20 protein-coding genes are annotated in these 18,237 nt (G+C 72.9%); 16 read left to right on the forward strand and 4 right to left on the reverse strand.

Annotated features, from left to right (window positions below; all coding sequences use genetic code 11):
- Positions 1-5 precede the first annotated feature (5 nt).
- Positions 6-650 (reverse strand): response regulator, encoded by a 645-nt coding sequence (locus HD597_RS46985; protein ID WP_253753213.1) that lies wholly within the window; start codon positions 648-650, stop codon positions 6-8.
- Complete coding sequence (locus HD597_RS46990; protein ID WP_253753214.1) at positions 647-1,813, reverse strand: sensor histidine kinase; 1,167 nt, start codon at positions 1,811-1,813, stop codon at positions 647-649. The genes HD597_RS46985 and HD597_RS46990 overlap by 4 nt, the downstream gene beginning before the upstream one ends.
- Positions 1,814-1,985: 172 nt before the next feature.
- Between HD597_RS46990 and HD597_RS46995 the strand changes: the two genes are divergently transcribed.
- Positions 1,986-3,992: a GxGYxYP domain-containing protein gene (locus HD597_RS46995; protein ID WP_253753216.1), complete on the forward strand. Its 2,007-nt coding sequence runs from the start codon at positions 1,986-1,988 to the stop codon at positions 3,990-3,992.
- A gap of 37 nt (positions 3,993-4,029) precedes the next feature.
- On the forward strand, positions 4,030-5,064 hold the full coding sequence (locus HD597_RS47000; protein WP_253753218.1) for a DUF2332 domain-containing protein: 1,035 nt from the start codon (positions 4,030-4,032) through the stop codon (positions 5,062-5,064).
- Positions 5,065-5,101: 37 nt separating this feature from the next.
- On the opposite strand, the gene HD597_RS47005 is transcribed toward HD597_RS47000, so the two are convergent.
- Complete coding sequence (locus HD597_RS47005; protein WP_253753220.1) at positions 5,102-5,743, reverse strand: class I SAM-dependent methyltransferase; 642 nt, start codon at positions 5,741-5,743, stop codon at positions 5,102-5,104.
- 150 nt (positions 5,744-5,893) lie between these two features.
- On the opposite strand from HD597_RS47005, the gene HD597_RS47010 reads away from it, so the two are divergent.
- The 3 genes from HD597_RS47010 to pyrH all read left to right on the forward strand — a co-directional run bounded on the left by HD597_RS47010 (position 5,894) and on the right by pyrH (position 7,875).
- Complete coding sequence (locus HD597_RS47010) at positions 5,894-6,472, forward strand: LysE family translocator (RefSeq protein ID WP_276083203.1); 579 nt, start codon at positions 5,894-5,896, stop codon at positions 6,470-6,472.
- A gap of 85 nt (positions 6,473-6,557) precedes the next feature.
- Positions 6,558-7,019 carry a GNAT family N-acetyltransferase gene (locus HD597_RS47015; RefSeq protein ID WP_253753224.1) on the forward strand — a complete coding sequence of 154 codons (462 nt, stop codon included), beginning with the start codon at positions 6,558-6,560 and terminating at the stop codon, positions 7,017-7,019.
- Between the two features lie 118 nt (positions 7,020-7,137).
- Entirely contained in the window at positions 7,138-7,875 is a 738-nt protein-coding gene (gene pyrH, locus HD597_RS47020) for a UMP kinase (protein ID WP_253753225.1), read from the forward strand.
- Here the strand turns inward: pyrH and HD597_RS47025 are convergent.
- Positions 7,872-9,878, reverse strand: coding sequence for an SUKH-4 family immunity protein (locus HD597_RS47025; protein ID WP_253753228.1), 2,007 nt, complete (start codon positions 9,876-9,878; stop codon positions 7,872-7,874). The two genes, pyrH and HD597_RS47025, sit on opposite strands and share 4 nt — an antisense overlap.
- 142 nt (positions 9,879-10,020) lie before the next feature.
- Here HD597_RS47025 and HD597_RS47030 point away from each other — a divergent pair, with 142 nt between their 5' ends.
- The 11 genes from HD597_RS47030 to HD597_RS47080 all read left to right on the forward strand — a co-directional run bounded on the left by HD597_RS47030 (position 10,021) and on the right by HD597_RS47080 (position 18,118).
- On the forward strand, positions 10,021-10,989 hold the full coding sequence (locus HD597_RS47030; protein ID WP_253753230.1) for a CehA/McbA family metallohydrolase: 969 nt from the start codon (positions 10,021-10,023) through the stop codon (positions 10,987-10,989).
- Between the two features lie 127 nt (positions 10,990-11,116).
- Positions 11,117-11,500 (forward strand): Cpe/LpqF family protein, encoded by a 384-nt coding sequence (locus HD597_RS47035; protein ID WP_253753232.1) that lies wholly within the window; start codon positions 11,117-11,119, stop codon positions 11,498-11,500.
- Positions 11,501-11,508: 8 nt separating this feature from the next.
- On the forward strand, positions 11,509-11,793 hold the full coding sequence (locus HD597_RS47040; protein WP_253753234.1) for a hypothetical protein: 285 nt from the start codon (positions 11,509-11,511) through the stop codon (positions 11,791-11,793).
- A 14-nt stretch (positions 11,794-11,807) separates the two neighbouring features.
- Complete coding sequence (locus HD597_RS47045; RefSeq protein WP_253753236.1) at positions 11,808-12,773, forward strand: endonuclease/exonuclease/phosphatase family protein; 966 nt, start codon at positions 11,808-11,810, stop codon at positions 12,771-12,773.
- A gap of 82 nt (positions 12,774-12,855) precedes the next feature.
- A complete protein-coding gene (locus HD597_RS47050; protein WP_253753238.1) occupies positions 12,856-13,350 on the forward strand; it encodes a pyridoxamine 5'-phosphate oxidase family protein in 495 nt (164 codons plus the stop codon).
- 96 nt (positions 13,351-13,446) lie between these two features.
- Positions 13,447-13,854 carry a YciI family protein gene (locus HD597_RS47055; RefSeq protein ID WP_253753240.1) on the forward strand — a complete coding sequence of 136 codons (408 nt, stop codon included), beginning with the start codon at positions 13,447-13,449 and terminating at the stop codon, positions 13,852-13,854.
- A 6-nt stretch (positions 13,855-13,860) separates the two neighbouring features.
- A complete protein-coding gene (locus HD597_RS47060) occupies positions 13,861-15,006 on the forward strand; it encodes an RNA polymerase sigma factor (RefSeq protein ID WP_253753242.1) in 1,146 nt (381 codons plus the stop codon).
- Positions 15,007-15,054: 48 nt separating this feature from the next.
- Positions 15,055-15,618, forward strand: coding sequence for a winged helix-turn-helix domain-containing protein (locus HD597_RS47065; protein WP_253753243.1), 564 nt, complete (start codon positions 15,055-15,057; stop codon positions 15,616-15,618).
- Entirely contained in the window at positions 15,615-17,000 is a 1,386-nt protein-coding gene (locus HD597_RS47070) for an MFS transporter (RefSeq protein WP_253753245.1), read from the forward strand. The genes HD597_RS47065 and HD597_RS47070 overlap by 4 nt, the downstream gene beginning before the upstream one ends.
- Before the next feature lie 10 nt (positions 17,001-17,010).
- Positions 17,011-17,832 carry a class I SAM-dependent methyltransferase gene (locus HD597_RS47075; protein ID WP_253753247.1) on the forward strand — a complete coding sequence of 274 codons (822 nt, stop codon included), beginning with the start codon at positions 17,011-17,013 and terminating at the stop codon, positions 17,830-17,832.
- 97 nt (positions 17,833-17,929) lie between these two features.
- Positions 17,930-18,118 (forward strand): hypothetical protein, encoded by a 189-nt coding sequence (locus tag HD597_RS47080; RefSeq protein ID WP_253753249.1) that lies wholly within the window; start codon positions 17,930-17,932, stop codon positions 18,116-18,118.
- The last annotated feature ends 119 nt before the right edge of the window (positions 18,119-18,237 follow it).

Consider the following 18,237-nt stretch of genomic DNA (forward strand, 5'->3'; position numbering starts at 1 on the left):
GCGGACTAGCGCACGAGCCGGCTCTCCCAGGCCCAGGCGACGACCTCGACCCGGTTGCGCATCCCGAGCTTGGTCATGACGGACGACACGTGGCCCTTCACCGTGCTGAGCGAGATGCACAGCTCGGTGGCGATCTCCTGGTTGGTGCGGCCCCTGGCGACCGCCCGCACGACCTCGCTCTCGCGCTCCGACAGCGGCTGCCCGGGGGCGGGCCTGGGAGCGGCGGCCGTGACGTGGCGCAGCAGGCGCAGCGTGATCGACGGCGAGATCAGCGCGTCGCCCGCGTGCGCGGCCCTGACCGCCTCCACGAGCAGCTCGGGCCCGGCGTCCTTGAGCACGAAGCCGGCCGCGCCACCCCGCAGCGCGCCGTAGACGTACTCGTCGAGGTCGAACGTGGTGACCACGATCACCCGCAGCGGGTCGCGCGTGTCGGGTCCGGCCAGGGCGGCGGTGACCTCGATGCCGTCGAGCCTGGGCATCTGCACGTCCACGAGGCACACGTCGGGCCGCAGCCTGCGTGCCATCGCGACCGCCTCCGCGCCGTCACCGGCCTCGGCGATCACGCGGATGTCGGGCTGGTCCTCCAGGATGAGGCGCAGGCAACCGCGGATCATGGGCTGGTCGTCGGCCAGCAGCACCGTGATGCTCACCGCCGCCCCTGCCCGCCGGCCCCGGCCGGCGTCCCCCGGGAGGCGGCCGGCGTCCGGTGCGCATCGCGTTCCGGCAGGGGCAGCGTGGCGTGCACGGTCCAGCCGCCCGCGGGGCGCGGGCCCGCCGACAGCGTGCCGCCGAGCGCCTCGACCCGCTCGCGCATCCCGACCAGCCCGTAGCCGCCGCCCAGGCGGTCGCGGTGGGTCCGGTGGGACGGCGGGGCGTCGTCCGTCACCTCCACCACCAGCTCCTCAGTTGCCTGCGTGACGCTGACGGTGACCGCGCTCGCGCCGGGTGCGTGGCGGGAGACGTTGGTCAGGGACTCCTGGACCAGCCGGTAGACGGTGCCCGCCACCTCCGACGGCCACGCCGGCTCCCCGTCGGGCAGCCGCAGCGCCACGGGAGGCCCGTCGAAGTGCGCGACCAGCTCGCCGAGCCGCTCCGCCGGCCCGAAGTCCGCGGGCCCGCCGGGCTCGCGCAGCAGGCCGACGACGCGCCGGGTCGCGGCCAGCGCGTCGGATCCGGCCGCCTCGATGTCGGCGAGCGAGCCGGCCACCCGGCCGGGGTCCTTGCGGGCGACGAGCTGCGCGGCCTGAGCCTGGAGGACGACGCACGTGACGTGGTGGGCGACGACGTCGTGCAGCTCCCTGGCCAGCCTCAGCCGTTCGGCGTGGCGTACGCGCTCGGCGGCGGCGGACCGGCGGATCGCCAGCCACCGCGGCCCCAGACCGCCCGCGAGGGCGGCGAGCCAGGCCCCGAGGTTCAGCGCGAGGACGGCGGTGTGCGTGGACCCGGAGAGCTGGCTGCCGAGGGCGACCGCGAGCCCGCCCGCGCCGACGCCGGCGGCCTGCGGCGCCGGCAGCGTCCTGAGCGCGGAGCCGACCAGCACGGACAGCCCGAGAGCCAGTCCGGGCCCCGGCTCGGCGGGCAGGTCGAAGAGCCGCGCGAGCAGGATGGCCAGCGCCGCGACCGCCATGCCCGCCACGGCCGTCCACAGCCGGGCGCGGCGGCGCAGGAGGGCGAGCACGCCCACCGTCACGCCCGCCACGCAGCCGGGCACCCAGTAGCCGCCGCCCCAGCTGTCCACGAGCCGGTGGGCCCAGTCGGCGAGCACCACCGCGAACGCGACGCCGAGCCCGGCCGCCTCCCACCGCTCCCGCATGCCTCCCACGGTAGGAGCCGGGACGTGATCGCAGTACCGGCCGAAAGTACGGTTCGACCCTGTCGGCGGGTTTTACACCATGGACAACATTCCGTCACGTTGTTACGTTCGCACCAGCAGATGACAACGCTGTCATTCCTGGTCTCCCCCCGACGAGGAGCAGTGAACGCCGATGGTGTCCCGACGTACCTTCCTGCGCGCGAACGGCATGGTGCTGGCGGCCGGCGGGCTCGGAGTCTCCCTCCCCGCCCGAGCCGCCACCGCCGCGGCCCCCCTCCTCCCCGGCTTCGGCCGCCCCACCCACCTCGACTTCGCCGACGTCAGCGCCCTGCACGGCGACGACCAGTTGCTCCTGACCACCCTCCAGGGAGTCGTCAACCGCCGCCGCCCCCGCCTGTACTTCAACTACAACGCCGAGAACTACGACACCGCCTGGCTGGACGGCACCGGCGCCCGGATCACCCGCCACGACCGCCCGCTCGACCTGATCGCCCGCTACCGGGACGAGGCCCGCGGCGCGATCCTGCACGACCCGGCCGTCCCCGACTCCGTGAACGTCGCCACCACCCTGGCCGGCCTGGAGAACGCCGTCGCCGCCACCGCGGAACAGGCCGTCGAGCACGGCTTCGAGGTCATCACCGACCTGCGCGGCCGCTTCGACCCCGGCGACGTGCTCGCCACCTACCGCTGGCAGCTCGGCAACCTCTTCCCCCGCTGCACCAAGGCCCTGCTCAGCGGCCTGCCACCGACCAGGACAGTACGCGTCGAGGACGTACGGTGGCGCGAAGTGGCCAGGGAGACCCAGCGGATCAGGGACTCCTCGAACCGGCAGGTGCGCACGTTCGACCTCAGCCAGGAGCTGACCGGCCAGGACGGCGTCTACCTGCGCTTCCAGGACTCGCTGGGCGACGACGGCTGGGGCGCCTCGGTCGGCTCGGTCGTGGTCAGGGCCGACGGGGCGCAACTCGCCTCCTTCACCCCCGGCACCGACGCCGAGACCGCGTACCTCTTCGACGGCCTCAACTCCGCTGTCGGCGCGGACGCCAACCGCTTCGCCGACGGCGGCAACTACTTCGTCTACCGCTTCACCGCCCCCGCCGGCACGCGTCAACTGCTCGTCGAGGTGGACCTGTGGAACCAGTTCCTGGTCACCGCCACCACCACGGCGCCCACCCGGGTGGAGCCCTTCCCGTACTTCCGCGACTACACGGTGGCGATGCGGGCCATGGTGTTCTGGCTGCCGCCCAGCGGCGGGACGGGCGCGCTGCTCGACGAGATCCTGAGCCAGGTGAGGCCCACGACGCCGTACGCGGGCTGGTTCTCCAACGACGTGGCGGGCGAGTGGGGCGGGGTGGACCGGGCCTCGCAACACGCGGTCGAGGTGGTGCCCGCCGACTACTACATGAACGCCACCGTGCACGCGGGCGTCCAGGCGCGCGTCTCCGACCGCGTACGCCCGAGGCCGCGCACCACGCTGCGCGACCGCGTCTACCTGACGCTCACCGTCGGCGAGGGCGACAACATCCAGTACTGCCAGCGCAGGATGCGCCAGATCTGGGACGACCCCGCGCGCGGCCGGGTGCCCACCAACTGGACGGTCAGCCCGCTGCTGGCCGAGATCGGGCCCGCGCTGCTGGCGTACTACCAGCGCACGGCCACGGACCACGACCTGCTGATCGCGGGCCCGTCCGGCGCGGGCTACACCTACCCGGGGTCGTGGCCGCGCGAGGCCCTCGACGCCTACACCGCGCTGACCGGGCGGTTCCTGCGCCGCACGGGGATGGACCTGGTCTACGCCTACAACCATCGCAACGCGGCGGGCGACGGCTGGGTGGCCCTCGACGCGCGGATCGCGGCCTCGTACAGGAAGAACACGCCGCTGCGCGGCATCATCCAGTCGTGGGAGAGCGGCGACCTGCAGGCCGCTCCGGCGGGGCTGCCCGTGATCGGGAACTTCTCGCCGCAGGGCAGGGCTCAGGAGTACCGGGACACGCTGGTCCGGCACATCGAGGGCTGGGACGGCGCGCGCCCGCTGTTCATCGCCGGCGCCGTCAACGCCTGGAACTGGGCGCCGGCCGACATCGCGGAGCTGGGCGAGCTGCTCGGCGACCCGTTCGAGATCGTCCGCGGCGACGCGTTCTTCGCGCTGCTCGGGGAGGTGCTGAACAGCCGGACCTGAGGACGCCCGTGGTCGGATCGCACGCATGGAGGCATCGATGCCGGATGAGCGGGACACGACGGTGGAGTGGTACCGGCGGTTCGCGACGCTGGAGGCCCGCGGCGCCTCGCCCCTCTACGAGCGGCTCGCCTCCGGCGTCGCGTCCGACCATGAGGTGCTGCGCCTGCTGTTCGAGCTGCCGCCGGCCAAGCGGCAGCCCAACCTGCTCTTCGCCGCCGTCCGGTACGTCACCGGCACCCCGTCCGGGTACGACGACTTCCGCCGCTCGCTCCTGGAGCACCGTGAGGCCGTCGTCGCGACGATGCTCGCCCGGCGCACCCAGACCAACGAGCCGGCCAGGTGCGCGGCCCTGTACCCGCTGCTCGCCGCGCTGCCCCAGCCGCTGGCGCTGCTGGAAGCAGGCGCGTCGGCCGGGTTGTGCCTGCTGCCCGACCGGTACGCCTACACCTACGACCTGCCGGGCGGGCCCGCCCATGACCGCGCTTCTCCCGGCCGGCCCGCCCGCGTGGACGAAGGTCACGTGACCGGTGCCGTGGACAGCCCGCTGCGCCTGCGCTGCCAGGTGGAGGGCGTGCCGCCGCCACACCTCGCCCACCCCGGCCCGATCACCGTCGCCTGGCGGTCGGGCATCGACCTCAACCCCCTCGACGTCGACGACCCCGACGACGTCCGGTGGCTGCGCACGCTGATCTGGCCGGAGCAGCGGGAGCGGCTGCACCGCCTGGAGGCGGCGATGGACCTGGCCCGCGAGGACCCGCCGCCCATCGTGCGCGGCGACCTCAACGACCGGCTCGCCGACGTGGCCGCCCAGGCGCCCCCGCACGCCACGCTCGTCGTCTACCACACGGCGGTGCTCTACCTCATGCCCGGCGAGGGCCGGGCCGCGTTCACGCAGCAGCTCGCACGGCTCGGCTGCCACTGGATCTCGCAGGAGACCGAGAGTGTCCTCCCGCAGGTCACCGCCCGCCTCCCCCGCCGTCCCCCGACGGACGCCGTCATGTACGTGCTGGCCCTGGACGGGCAGCCGGCGGCGTTCTCCGCGATGCACGGCGGCCGGCTGCGCTGGTTGTGAGCGCCGTTGTGAGCCCTGGTTGTGAGCGCCGGGCCGCCTACGGGACGGGCCGGCGGGCGACGAACACGTACTCGCGGCTGTCCTCGGTGAACGGCTCGCGGGCGAACCCTCCGTACAACGCCTCCAGCTCCAGCCCCGCGACGTCGATCAGCCCGAGCCACTCGTTCTTCGTCGCCCACCAGGACGAGCTCGTCGCCCCGTCGTCCAGCACGATGTCGATGCGGTTGTCGCCCACGGCGAAGCGGGTCGTGTGCGGCACCGGCTCCAGCCGCCGCGTCCCGTCGAAGCGGGCGGCGACGTGGTGGTCGAAGGCGAGGGCGTTCCAGGCGAAGCGGCCACCCGGGCGCAGCGACGCGGCCACCCGCTCGAAGAGGCGGCGGCGGTCGGCCCAGGCCGGGAGGTGCTGCAGCGACCGGAACGGGCAGTAGACCAGCGCCGCCGGCTCCTCCAGGGTGAGCTCGCGCAGGTCGCCCTCGCGCAGGTCGAGCTGGACGCCCTGTTCGGCGGCGTTCGTGCGGGCCTGTTCGAGCATCGACGGGGAGAGGTCCACGCCGATGACGCACCGTCCGGTCGCCCGCGCGACCGGGATGGCGACCCGCCCGTTCCCGATCGCCAGCTCGACGAGCGGCCCGTCCGCCTCCTGGGCGAGGCCGACGTAGAACGCGATGTCGGCCGCCATGTGCGCCGACCATTCCGCATACCGATCCGCGAACGCCTCATCCCAGGTAGATGTCACACTTTTTCCCGTCTTGGACGCCATGGGAGAATTCGTGTCATGCCTATCGACCCCCATCTTCTCGCCCTCTTCACTGTGACCACCATTGTCGCCATGATCACTCCTGGGCCCGACATGCTGTTCGTGCTGGGGTGCGGAATGCGCGGCGGCCCGCGGGCCGGGCTGCTCGCCACCGCGGGCGTGGCCACCAGTGAGGCCGTTCACGTCGCGGTGGCGGCGGCCGGTCTGGCGGCGCTGTTCGAGGCGGTGCCGGTCGCGTTCACCGTGGTGCGGATCGCGGGGGCCGCGTACCTGATCTACCTGGGTGTCCAGGCCATCCGCAACCGCCATGACAGCCCCTTGGAGGCGGCGGTGGGCAGCGGCGGCATGTCGGGCCGCCGGGCGTATCTGAGCGGTCTGATGACCAACCTGCTGAACCCGAAGATGGTCACCTTCACCATTGCCTTCCTGCCGCAGTTCATCAATCCGAGTCTCGGTCAGGTCTGGTTGCAGTTCGCGATTCTCGGGGCCGTTCTCATCGCGCTGGAATTCCTCGTGGACGGCGCGGTCGGCGTGCTCGCGGGCCGCATCGGCGGCTGGCTGCGCCACCGGCGCGCCGCCCGGCGCCGCATCGAGGTCGCCACGGGCGGCCTCTTCGTCGGGCTCGGCGTGAAACTGGCGCTGGACCGGTGAAGCGGGCGCGCGGAAGGCTGATCGGCTGGTACTGGCGCCTGGACGCCGCCCTGGGCGGCGACGCCTCTCCCACAGGATCCGCCCCATGACGCCTGATCTGCGCCTCGTGCCCGTCACCCTCGCCAACCTCGACGCGGCCATCGCCGTACGGGTCCGCCCCGACCAGGAGCAGTTCGTCACGTCGGTGGTGAAGTCGCTGGCCGAGGCCTACGTCCGCCCGCGGACGGCCTGGCCGCGCCTCATCCTCGACGGCGCCGACGCCGTGGGGTTCCTCATGGCGTTCCTCGACATCGACTGGAACGGCGAGGGGGTCGACTTCCGGTCGGGGCTGTGGCGGCTCAACGTGACACCCGGCGCGCAGGGGCGCGGCGTCGGCCGCTTCGCCGTCTCGTCCGTGGCGGCCGAGCTCAGGCGGCGGGGGGCGACGCGGATGTACGTCACGTGGCATCCGGGCGACGGCGGCCCCGAGGGGTTCTACCGCAGGCTCGGGTTCGAGCTCACAGGGGAGGTGAGCGGCGACCAGACGGTCGGCGTGCTCACCCTGTGAGCGGTGACCAGACGGTCGGCGTGCTCACCGTGTGAACGAGCGCGGCCGGTGGGAGCGGGCCACGGCCACGTATCCTTGGGCCGGTCGCCGAGCGCGCGACCGCGAAGGGATTGCGGGCATGCGTCGTTACTCACGTGTCGTGGTCAAGCTCAGCGGCGAGGCACTGTCCGGGGAGGCCGGCTGGGGCACCGACCCGGGGAGCCTGGCCCAGCTCGCGGACGAGATCCTCTCCGTCCACGACCTCGGCGTGCAGATCGCCGTGGTGATCGGCGGCGGCAACTACTTCCGCGGCCGCATGGCCGAGGGCTGGGGCATCGGCAGGGCCGAGGCCGACAACATCGGCATGCTCGGCACGGTCATGAACGCGTTGATGCTGCGCGGCGTGCTGACCGCCCGCTCGGACACGGACGTCCGGGTCATGACCGCCATGCCCATGCAGAGCGTGGCCGAGCCGTTCATCCGGCTGCGCGCCGACCGGCACCTGCGGCGCGACCTCATCGTGCTGCTGGCCGGCGGCATCGGCCAGCCGTACGTCACGACCGACTACCCCGCCGTGCAGCGGGCCCTGGAGCTCGACGCGGACGCCCTGCTGGTCGCCAAGCGCGGCGTGGACGGCGTGTACGACAGCGACCCGAACCTCGACCCCGACGCCAAGCGCTACACGAACCTCACCTACCGGGAGGCGCTGGCCGCCGGGGTGCGGGTGATGGACGAGAGCGCGTTCGTGCTGGCCAACGAGCAGGGCCTGCGCATGCACGTCTTCGACGTCGCCGCCAGAGGCGTCATGCGGGCGATCTGCGAGGGCGAGGACATCGGCACCCGCATCACCACCGATGACCCGCCGTTGCCCGCCTAGGTCAGAAGCGTGTAGTCGGTGAGGGCCAGGGGCCAGATGGGGTCCCTTCCCGAGGCCATCGTGTCGGGCGAGTAGGTGTGGAGCTCCAGGATCAGGTCGTCGGCGCACCAGTCCGAGGCCTTGCCCTGCGCGTCCTTGCCGCACCACAGGGCACGGGTCCGGTGGATGACGTACAGGAAGTACGCGTACGACGCCACGTCGTCGTGGGCCGGGCGCGCGTCCTCAAGGCTCTCGTGCACCTCGTAGATCCGGCCGGTCCCGCCGTCGAGGAAGAGGTACCAGCTGTCCATGGAGTCGATCATGAACAGCGACTCCAGGGGGCAGGGCGAGATCGCGGCCAGCTCGTCGTGGTCGTCGGGCCACTGCCCGGTCATCGGCTCGGTGAACAGCTCGAGCTCTCCCAGCCCTGTGTACAGGCCGTCCTTCGGCAGGCCGACCTCGGCCATGAACCTCCTGGTGGGCCCATGGGCAAGGGCCGGATGGAACGCGCGCGGGCGGGCGAGCTCGCAGCCCAGGCCGTCCATCATCTCGCGGGTGACCTCGACCGGGGGACGGCACAGGGGCAGCGGTGGGATCGGGGTGCCGGCCAGCCGTTCGTGGGCCTCCAGGTGGACGCTCGCGTAGGAGGGGGTGGACAGGTCGGCGCAGCGCGGCCAGCCGCGCATCACCGCCACCAGCTCGCTGTGCCCGTGGAGCGGCGGGTCCAGCGCCGCCTTGAGCTCCGGCAGTGACACCGCGTACGACGGGAACCCCGCCACGGCGAGCGGCAGGGACGCGGCGGCCTCCGCCACGCCCCGCGCGGCCTCGGCGGGATCGTCGCGGCGGCGCCCGCAGTGCAACAGCCGCCAGGTGTAGGGCCCGGCCGGGCCGAGCGTCAGGGCCAGGGTCTGCGCGGCGTCCCGCGCGGCCGGCGACACTCCGTCGAGCCAGGCCGCCGTCACCCGTTCGGCGATCGTGCCCTCTCCCGGATCGGCGCCCTTCGCCCGTGCCGCCAGCGCCGCCAGACCGGGTGACGGGTAGACCTGGCCCGCGGTGAAGGGAGAAGGCGCGTCCTCGGCGGCGTACCACTCCGGGAAGGGGGAGTGCGGGCTCTGGGCCGCGTACCACCCGGCGAACGCCTCGCGGTCGGTGCAGCGGGGATCGTCGAGGTCGAGGACGAAGGCCTCGCACGGGAGGGCGGCCGGGTCCGGCCACTCCAGGAGCAGGCGGACATGGGGGTTCTCGATCAGCGGAATGATCAGCTCCGTGAGCATGGCCTCGGGGTCCAGGCTCCGCTGGGGGTCGCCCAGCGTGACGAGGACCGTCTCGTCGAGGCCGTCCAGGCCCTTCCGCCCGAGCTCGGCTTCCAGCTCCGCGCGGGCCTCGGCCACCGAGAGGCTGCGCAGCAGGACCGCCGCCTCCTTGCCCGGGTATCCGGACCAGGACGGCAGGCCCGACAGGCAGGACCAGGCGAGCAGCGTCGTCTTGCCCGAGGCGGGAGAGCCGGTGACGACGCAGACCCGCGGGCCGTACCGGTCGTCCCGCCAGCGCAGCAGCGCGTCGCAGGCGGGCCCGCGCCCGGCGGTGGGCTCCTCGCGGATGCCGCGGTCGGGCCGCCCGGCGACCCAGGCCGGCCACGGCCCGGCGAGGTAGTCGCTCGTGGCCGCCCGCTCGGCCACGAGCGCGCGAGCCACGCTCCGGACGGCCTCGTGGAGCTCCTCCACCTGGCCGATGGTCTCGGCCCAGGTGTCCCGCACGGCGCTCACGCAGGGCCGGTCCTTGTGGCGCAGGATCCTCATGGCGTCGCCGCCGTGCTCGTCGGCGATGTCGCGCAACATGCGGAAGAACAGGTCCTGTCCCCTGCGCAACATCCGGAAGCGTTCGTGGACCCGCTCGGACTCCGGCCGGTCGCCCAGCTCTTCCAGCACCCGCTCCAACTGGTCGATCCTGATGTCCGGCCAGGGCAGGCCGACGGCGTGGAACGCGCTGTCGAGCTCACGCGGCAGATCCTGGGGAACATCCATGCGCCGTCCACATCCGTGTCGTCGAGTAGTCGCAGCAGTCGGGACAACTGCTCGAAACCATGATGAGTTCCGCACCGCGATCACGCGGGCTGGGCCGGTGCGAGTCTCCCATCACCGGGCGGCGCACCGGTACGCTGCCGGCATGGCGACGGATCATGGCCCGGCCCGCTGGTTCCGGGGTGACTGTCATGTGCACTCGTACCTCTCGCAGGGCGCGGACCTGACGCCGGCGCAGCTGGCGGCCGCCGCCCGCACCGCCGGGCTCGACTTCGTCGCCGTCACCGAGCACAACACCCCCGCCGCGCACGACGAGTGGAGCGCGCTGTCCGGGGACGGCCTGCTGGTGATCCACGGCCAGGAGGTGACGACCCGCACCGGACACTGGCTGGCGCTCGGTCTCGCCCCCGGCGAGGTGGTCGAATGGCGTTACGGCGTCCGCGACGACGTCGTGGACCGCCACCTGGGCCAGGTGCGGCGCTCCGGCGGCCTGTGCGTGGCCGCCCACCCGCACGCGCCGTACCCGTCCGGGGTGTTCATGTACCCGTACCAGGGGTTCGACGTGGTGGAGGTGTGGAACGGCCAGTGGGCCTCCGACCTGCCGTGGAACGCGAACAACGAGGCCGCGCTGGCCGAGTGGGGCCGTGGCCTGGCCCATGACGTCCACCGGGGCTCGTGGCGGCCCGCGATGGGCAACAGCGACGCCCATCTGGAGGGCCAGCTCGGCACTCCGCACACCGTCGTCCTGGCCGATGAGCTCAGCGCCGGCGCCCTGCTCGCCGCGATCCGCGCCGGCCGGAGCTGGATCGCCGGATCGGCCGCGGTCGAGCTGTCCTTCGAGGCGACCGCCGGTGACGCCCGGGCCGGTGTCGGGGAGTGCCTGGAGACCGGCGGCGGGCCGGTCGCCGTACGGGTGGACGTGCGCGGCGTCCCCTCCGGGGCCGTCACCTTCCACACCGAACGCGGCACGGTGCTGCGCGAGTCGTTGCCCGGCGGCGGGGCGGGCGTCGTGGAGTGGCGGACCGGTGCGGCGGAGTCGGCGTTCGTCCGGGCCGAGATCCGTCACGCGGACGGGCGCATGGCTGCGCTCACCAACCCCGTCGTCCTGCGCTGAGCGGACGGGCGCATGCCGGCGCTCGCCAACCCCGTCGTCCTGCTCCGACCCGTGCCGGGTGCTGCTTTCCGTCGGAGCGGGTTGTTAACATTCCTCTTCCCCGAAAGCTGATCATCAGGAGCTCTCCATGCGATCGTTAGCCGGTTTGATCACCCTGCTCGCCGTGCTCGTGACGGGCTGCTCGGCAGCGGGCGGCGAGCAGAGTGTCGCCGTTCCCGACAGCCCGGCCGGCAAGCAGCTCCAGTGGTATCTGGACGCCGTCAACCGCACGCCGATCCCCGAGAAAGAGCTCGGCGAGCACCTCACCGAGACGTTCCTCAAGGAGGTGCCCGCGGAGAAGTTCAACGCGCTCGCCAAGGACCTGGCCGGGCTCAGGCTGGAGGAGCTGAGCAGCACGAAGCCGACCGAGCTGGCCGGGGTGACGTCCATCCCCGTCGGGCAGAAGTACGACACGAAGATCTCCGTCGGCGACGACGGCAAGATCGACTACCTGCTCCTCGAACCGAGGTGACCGCCGGGATGACGTCGGTCGTGAGCGGCGGCGTGCCGATCGTGGCGCAGGACCACGGCGGGTCGGGTCAGGACGTCCTGCTCCTGCACGGCGGCCGCCGCCTGCCGGGAGATGACCGCGTTCCTGGCGGAGCTGGGCTGGAAGCGTACTGCTCGTGGACGCGGCGGCAGCTCGACGCGGCCACGCGGGAGTGCCCGCTGATCCGGGAGGTGTCCCTGCCGACGGGGCACGACCCGCACGTCGAGGCGCCCGGGACGCTGCTGCGCCTCCTGGTCGAACACCTCGACCGGTGACGACCGGAGGTGGGATGAGCGCGCCACGCCGGGAAAGGAGCCCGCGCGCCCGCGGGCCGTGGGTCCTGGTCTCGTCGGCCGTGCTGGTCGCCGGGCTGCTGGCGTTCCACCCCGCCGTGCCCAACGCGGTGGGCAACGTGGGCAGCCTGCTGGAGACGTTCCTGGCCTGGCTCGGCCTGGTGGTCGTGGCGCTGCTCGTCCTGGCGGCGTTACGGCGCTCGGCCATCGCGGTCGCGGCCGTGGCGCTGCCCGCGGTGGTCTGGGTGGTCGTGTTCGGCGCCTCGGTGTTCTCCGGCTCGGGGATCGCCGGCGTGCGTGAGCAGGCGTCCGTCCTCACGGTGCTGCAGCACAACGTCGCCGACGACAACGCCGACCCCGGAGGAACGGCCCGCGCCCTCGCCGGCGCGGGAGCCGACCTCGTCGCCCTCCAGGAGCTGACACCTCAGGCCCTGCCCGTCTACGAGGCCGCCCTCGCGCCGGAGCATCCCCATCGCCTCGTCGTGGGCACCGTCGGGCTCTGGTCCCGGTACCCCCTCACCGACGGCCGCCCCGTCGACATCAAGCCCAAGGACATCACCGCCGACTGGAACCGCGGCCTGCGCGCCACCGTACGAACCCCGGCAGGCGACATCGCCGCATATGTCGCCCACCTCCCCTCGGTCCGCATCCGCCCTCAGGACGGCTTCGGCACGGCCTGGCGCGACGAGAGCGCCGCCGCGCTGGCCACCGCCCTCGACGCCGAGAAGCTGGAGCGGGTCGTGCTGCTGGGCGACCTCAACGGCACCGTCCACGACCGCGGCCTGTCCCCGCTCACCTCCCGGCTGACCCCGGCGCTCGACGGGTTCGGCTTCACCTGGCCCGCCGCCTTCCCTCTCGCCCGGATCGACCACGTCATGGCCCGCGGCGCGACCCCGACCGGCACCTGGGTCCTGCCCGCCACCGGCAGCGACCATCTCCCCACCGTGGCGAGGCTCCGGTAAGAAATCCGACGGTGATGTCGAGAACGCCCGCCCGGCTCCGTCCCAGGGACATCAGCGGCAGCCCCGACGAGAGGGAACGACCATGGAGCCGAGCCGGATCACCGAGATCCTGAACCGCCCGTACAGCAAGGAACTGCTCGCCCGCGACCTGACCCGCCTGGCCTACGTCGCCAAGGACGGCACCCCCCGCAACGTCCCGATCGGGTTCACCTGGAACGGCTCGCAGATCGTCATGTGCACCACGAAGAACGCCCCGAAGCTCGCGGCCCTGCGCGAGAACCCGATGGTCGCCCTGACGATCGACACCGAGGTGCACCCGCCCAAGACCCTGCTCATCCGCGGCCGGGCCGAGCTGGACGTCGTCGAGGGCATCCCGGACGAGTACCTCCAGATGAACGGCTCCTACCGGATGACCCCCGAGCAGCGGGTCGAGTGGGAGGCGGAGGTGCGTTCGCTCTACGACGGCATGGTGCGGATCGTCGTGACCCCGACGTGGGTGAAGCTGATCGACTTCGAGACGACCCTGCCGAGCCCGGTGGAGGAGCTGATGCGGCAGAGGGAGGAACGCCGGCTCTGAGAAGGTCCGGCGGCGGGATGTCGAGATCCCGCGCACGGCTCCGTCCCCGCAGTGAACACCGGCCACAATGGGCCGTACCGCACAAAGGAGAACACGATGGCCAAGTACCTGCTCCTCAAGCACTACCGGGGCGCGCCGGCACCGGCCAACGACGTGCCGATGGACCAGTGGACGCCGGAGGAGGTCTCGGCCCACATGCAGTACATGCGCGACTTCGCCCACCGGCTCGAGAGCAGCGGCGAGTTCGTCGACAGCAAGGAGCTCTCCCCGGAGGGCACGTTCGTCCGGTACGACGGCGAGGGCCGCCCGCCGGTCACCGACGGCCCGTTCGCGGAGACCAAGGACCTGATCGCCGGCTGGATGGTGATCGACGTCGACACGTACGAGCGGGCGCTGGAGCTGGCCGCGGAGCTGTCCGCGGCTCCGGGCGCGGGCGGCAGGCCGATCCACGAGTGGCTCGAGGTGCGCCCGCTGATGTCCGCGTGCCCGCCCCTCACGGACTGACGAACGGTGGACGAGCTCCTGCTGCGGGCCCTCACCCCCACGGTGATCAGCGTCCTCGTCCGTCGCGGGGCCGACTTCGCGGCGGCCGAGGACGCCGTGCAGGAAGCCCTGATCGAGGCCGTGCGCAAGTGGCCGGACGATCCGCCGCGCGACCCCAAGGGCTGGCTGGTCACCGTGGCCTGGCGCAAGTTCCTCGACGCCGCCCGCGCCGACACCTCCAGGCGAAACCGCGAGGTGCTGGTGGAGGGCGAGCCCGAGCCCGCGCCCGGCGAGGAGGCCGACGACACGCTCCAGCTGTACTTCCTGTGCGCGCACCCGTCGCTCACCCCGGCCTCGGCCGTCGCGCTGACGCTGCGCGCGGTCGGCGGCCTGACCACGCGCCAGATCGCGCAGGCCTACCTGGTGCCGGAGGCGACGATGGCGCAGCGCATCAGTCGGGCCAAGCGGACCGTCTCGGCCGTCCGGTTCAACCAGCCCGGTGACGTCGCCACGGTGCTGCGCGTGCTCTACCTCGTCTTCAACGAGGGCTACTCCGGCGACGTGGACCTCGCCGCCGAGGCCATCCGGCTCACCCGCCAGCTCGCCGCCACGACGAGGCACGAGGAGGTGGCGGGCCTGCTCGCGCTCATGCTGCTGCACCACGCCCGCCGCCCTGCGCGGACGGGCCCCGACGGCAGGCTCGTGCCGCTCGCCGAGCAGGACCGCCGCCTGTGGGACACCCGCATGATCGCCGAGGGCGTCGACGTCCTCCAGGCCGCCCTCGCCCGCGACCGGCTGGGCGAGTTCCAGGCCCAGGCCGCGATCGCCGCGCTGCACGCCGACGCCCTGACGGCCGCGGAGACCGACTGGGTGCAGATCGTCGAGTGGTACGACGAGCTGGTGCGCCTCACCGGCAGCCCGGTGGCCCGCCTCAACCGGGCCGTCGCGGTCGGGGAGGCCGACGGCCCGCGGGCCGGCCTGGCCGCCCTGACAGACCTCGACCCCTCCCTGCCCCGCTACACCGCCGCCGCGGCGTACCTGCACGAGCGTGACGGCGACCTGGTGACGGCGGCACGCCTCTACGCCGAAGCCGCCCGATCAGCGACGAACCTCCCCGAACGCGACCACCTCACCCGCCAGGCCGCCCGGCTCAACGCGAAGCTCCGCGACTGATGCACAAGAGCCGTTGTACAAGAGCTCTTGTGCATCTACGCTGAGCCCATGCCCGACCGTCCGACGCGCGAGATCCGCGACTCCAAGGTGCTCGCCGCGATGTCCCACCCCCTGCGCCGGCGCCTGCTCGACCTCCTCCGGGTCGACGGCCCCTCGACGGCCTCGGCGCTCGCCGCGAAGACCGGCCAGGCCGTCGGCAACCTCAGCCACCACCTCAAGGTCCTCGCCGCCTGCGACCTCGTGGAGGAGGCCCCCGAGCTCGCCCGCGACCGCCGCGAACGCTGGTGGCGCAGATCGCCGGACGTCCTGAGCTGGTCACCGTCGGACTTCCCCGACGACCCTGTCGCGGCCGCGGCGGAGTCGTTGCTGCTCGACCGCCAGGCCGGCCTGGTCAGGCAGTGGATCGCCGAGCGCGACGGCTACCCGGAGCCGTGGCGGCGGGCGGCGTTCACGTCCGACCACTGGGCGCGGCTGTCGGTGGCCGAGCTCGCCGAGGTGGAGGAGCGGATCCTCGCCCTGCTGACCTCCCTGGCCGGCAGGGAGATCCCCGATGACGGGCAGGAGCGCAAGCTCGTCTTCCTCACCGTCCGCGCCGTGCCCGGACAGCCGTGACCCCGGCCCCGCCGGTCACGCCCGGCGGGCTGCTGCGGATGCGCGACTTCCGGCTGTTGTGGGCCGGCGAGACGACCAGCATGCTGGGCAGCTCCGTCGCCGGCGTCGCGCTCCCCCTGGTCGCCGTGGTGACGCTGGACGCCGGCACGTTCACCGTCGGGCTGCTGACCGCGGCCGCGTGGTCGCCGTGGCTGGTGGTCGGGCTGCCCGCCGGCGCGTGGGTGGACCGGATGCCGAAACGGCCGATGATGCTGGCCTGCGACAGCGTGTCGGCGGTGGCGTTCGCGAGCGTGCCGGTCGCGGCGTGGCTGGGCGGGCTCACGATGGCGCACCTGCTCGTGGTGGCCTCGGTGGGCGGCGTGGCGAAGGTGTTCTTCACCCTCGCCTACCGGGCGTACCTGCCCGTCCTGGTGGGCGGCGAGCGGCTGCTGGAGGCGAACACCAAGCTCCAGGGCAGCGAATCGGCGGCGCAGATCGCCGGCCCCGGCCTGGCCGGGCTCCTCGCGCACGCCTTCGGGGCGGTCAGCGGCGTGCTGGCCGACGCGGTCAGCTTCGCGATCGCCGCGCTGTGCCTGCGCTCCGTCCGTACGCGCGAGTCCCACCCGCGCGAGTCCCGCCTGCGCGAGTCCCGCCTGCGCGAGTCCCGCACGGGCGAGGCCCGCCTGCGCGAGTCCCGCACGCGCGAGGCCCACCCACGTGAGGCAGGCTCACGCGAGGCGGGCTCACGTGAGGCAGGCTCGCGCGGCCCGGCGGAGCGGCGGCTGCTCGCGGAGATCCGGGACGGGGTGCGGTTCGTCGTCCCCGACCCGTACCTGCGCACGCTCACCCTCTTCAGCGCGATGTCCAACCTCGCGTTGATGGGATACCAGTCGATCCAGGTCGTCTTCCTCACCCGCCATCTCGGCGCGGGCGCGGGCCAGGTGGGCCTGGTGCTCGCGCTGGCCGGCGCGGGCGGTCTGGCCGGGGCGGCGCTGGCCGGCCGCATCGCCGCCCGGTCGGGCACGGCCCGCGGGTTCCTGCTGTGCGAGGCGTTCGCCGCGCCGATGTTGCTGCTCGGCCCGACCGGCGACAGCCTGGCCCTCTTCACCCTGGCGGGCTTCTGCGCCGGCGCGGGCATCGTCGCCTCCAACATCCTGACCAGCACCTTCCGCCAGCAGTACTGCCCGCCCGAGCTGCTCGGCCGGATCACCGCGAGCACCTCGGCCCTGAACTACGGAGCGATCCCCCTGGGCGCGCTGCTCGGCGGCGTGCTGGGCGAGTCGATCGGGGTCCGGCAGACCCTGTGGCTGATGGCCGCCGTCCAGCTCGGCTCGCTCGCCATCCTGCTGCTCAGCCCGATCCGCCGCAGACGCGACTTCCCCGGACCTACCCCAGCGATCTAGGGTGTTCGCCGTGCAGGACGACGTCTACCGCTACAACGAGGAACGCTGGGAAGCCCTGGTGGAGGCGGACGCGCTGTTCACGCGTCCGATGCTCGACCTGGACGCCGAGAAGGCCCGGGCCTATCTGGGCCTCGAACGGCTCGGCATCCCCGGCGACCTCACGGGCCGGAGGGTGCTCTGCCTGGCAGGCGGGGGCGGGCAGCAGTCGGCGGCCTTCGCCCTGCTCGGGGCCGACGTGACGGTCTTCGACATCTCCTCGGGGCAACTGGAGCGGGACCGCTCGGCCGCCGAGCACCACGGCGTCACCGTCCGCACGGTGCAAGGGGACATGCGGGACCTGTCGGCCCTCGACGGCTCCTCCTTCGAGCTGGTCTGGCATCCGTACTCGCTGACCTTCGTCCCGGACTGCCGGGTCGTGTTCCGCGAGGTCGCGAAAGTCGTCGAAGAAGGCGGCCACTATTACCTGATGTGCGCGAACCCGTTCTTCTCCGGGCTCACCCACCATTCTTGGAACGGCTCCGGTTACCCGCTCACCGACCCCTACACGGACGAGACCGTGACCTCCTATCCCGACCAGGAATGGGTCTACGAGTCGTCCGGGAGCCGCATCCAGGAACCCCGCGAGTACCGGCAGACATTGAGCCGGATGACCAACAGCCTGATCCAGGAAGGCTTCGTGCTGAGGTTCCTGTCGGAAGTGCGCGGCGACCATCCCGGCGCGGAGCCGGGCAGCTGGGCGCACTTCACGGGAGTCGCCCCGCCGTGGCTGGAGTTCGTCTGGCAGTACCGGCCCGGCGCTCTCGACTCTCCCTGGACACTGCCAGGCCGTTGATGAAGGCGAACCTGACCTGTCCGATGCCGAGCAGACCCGCGATTCTCGGTCCGGCCTGGCAGCGCACACCGGCGACCCCCGCCTCCTCGCCACCCTGATGACCGACGCCGACCCCAAGGTCCGCGCGCACACGGCCCAGAACCCCCTCACCACCCTGGACGGCCACCGCCTCCTCGCGAACGACAGGCAGGCCATCTGGCCGTCCACCCCGGCGGCCGTCCTGCGGGTTCTCGCCGAGGACCCGCATCCCGAGGTGAAGTCCCAAGCCCAGGCGAGGCTCAGGTAGCGCACCTCGACCGGTCCGCGAGCGGATCGGTGGCGTTCGCGGTCACCACGGCCTGGCCCGGTCCTCGCCAAGCTCAACGACGTCATCGTCGAGCTGCCCGAATGGATCACCACTGGTGT

Origin of the sequence: Nonomuraea thailandensis (genome assembly GCF_024172165.1) — a bacterium.
GTDB lineage: Bacteria > Actinomycetota > Actinomycetes > Streptosporangiales > Streptosporangiaceae > Nonomuraea > Nonomuraea thailandensis.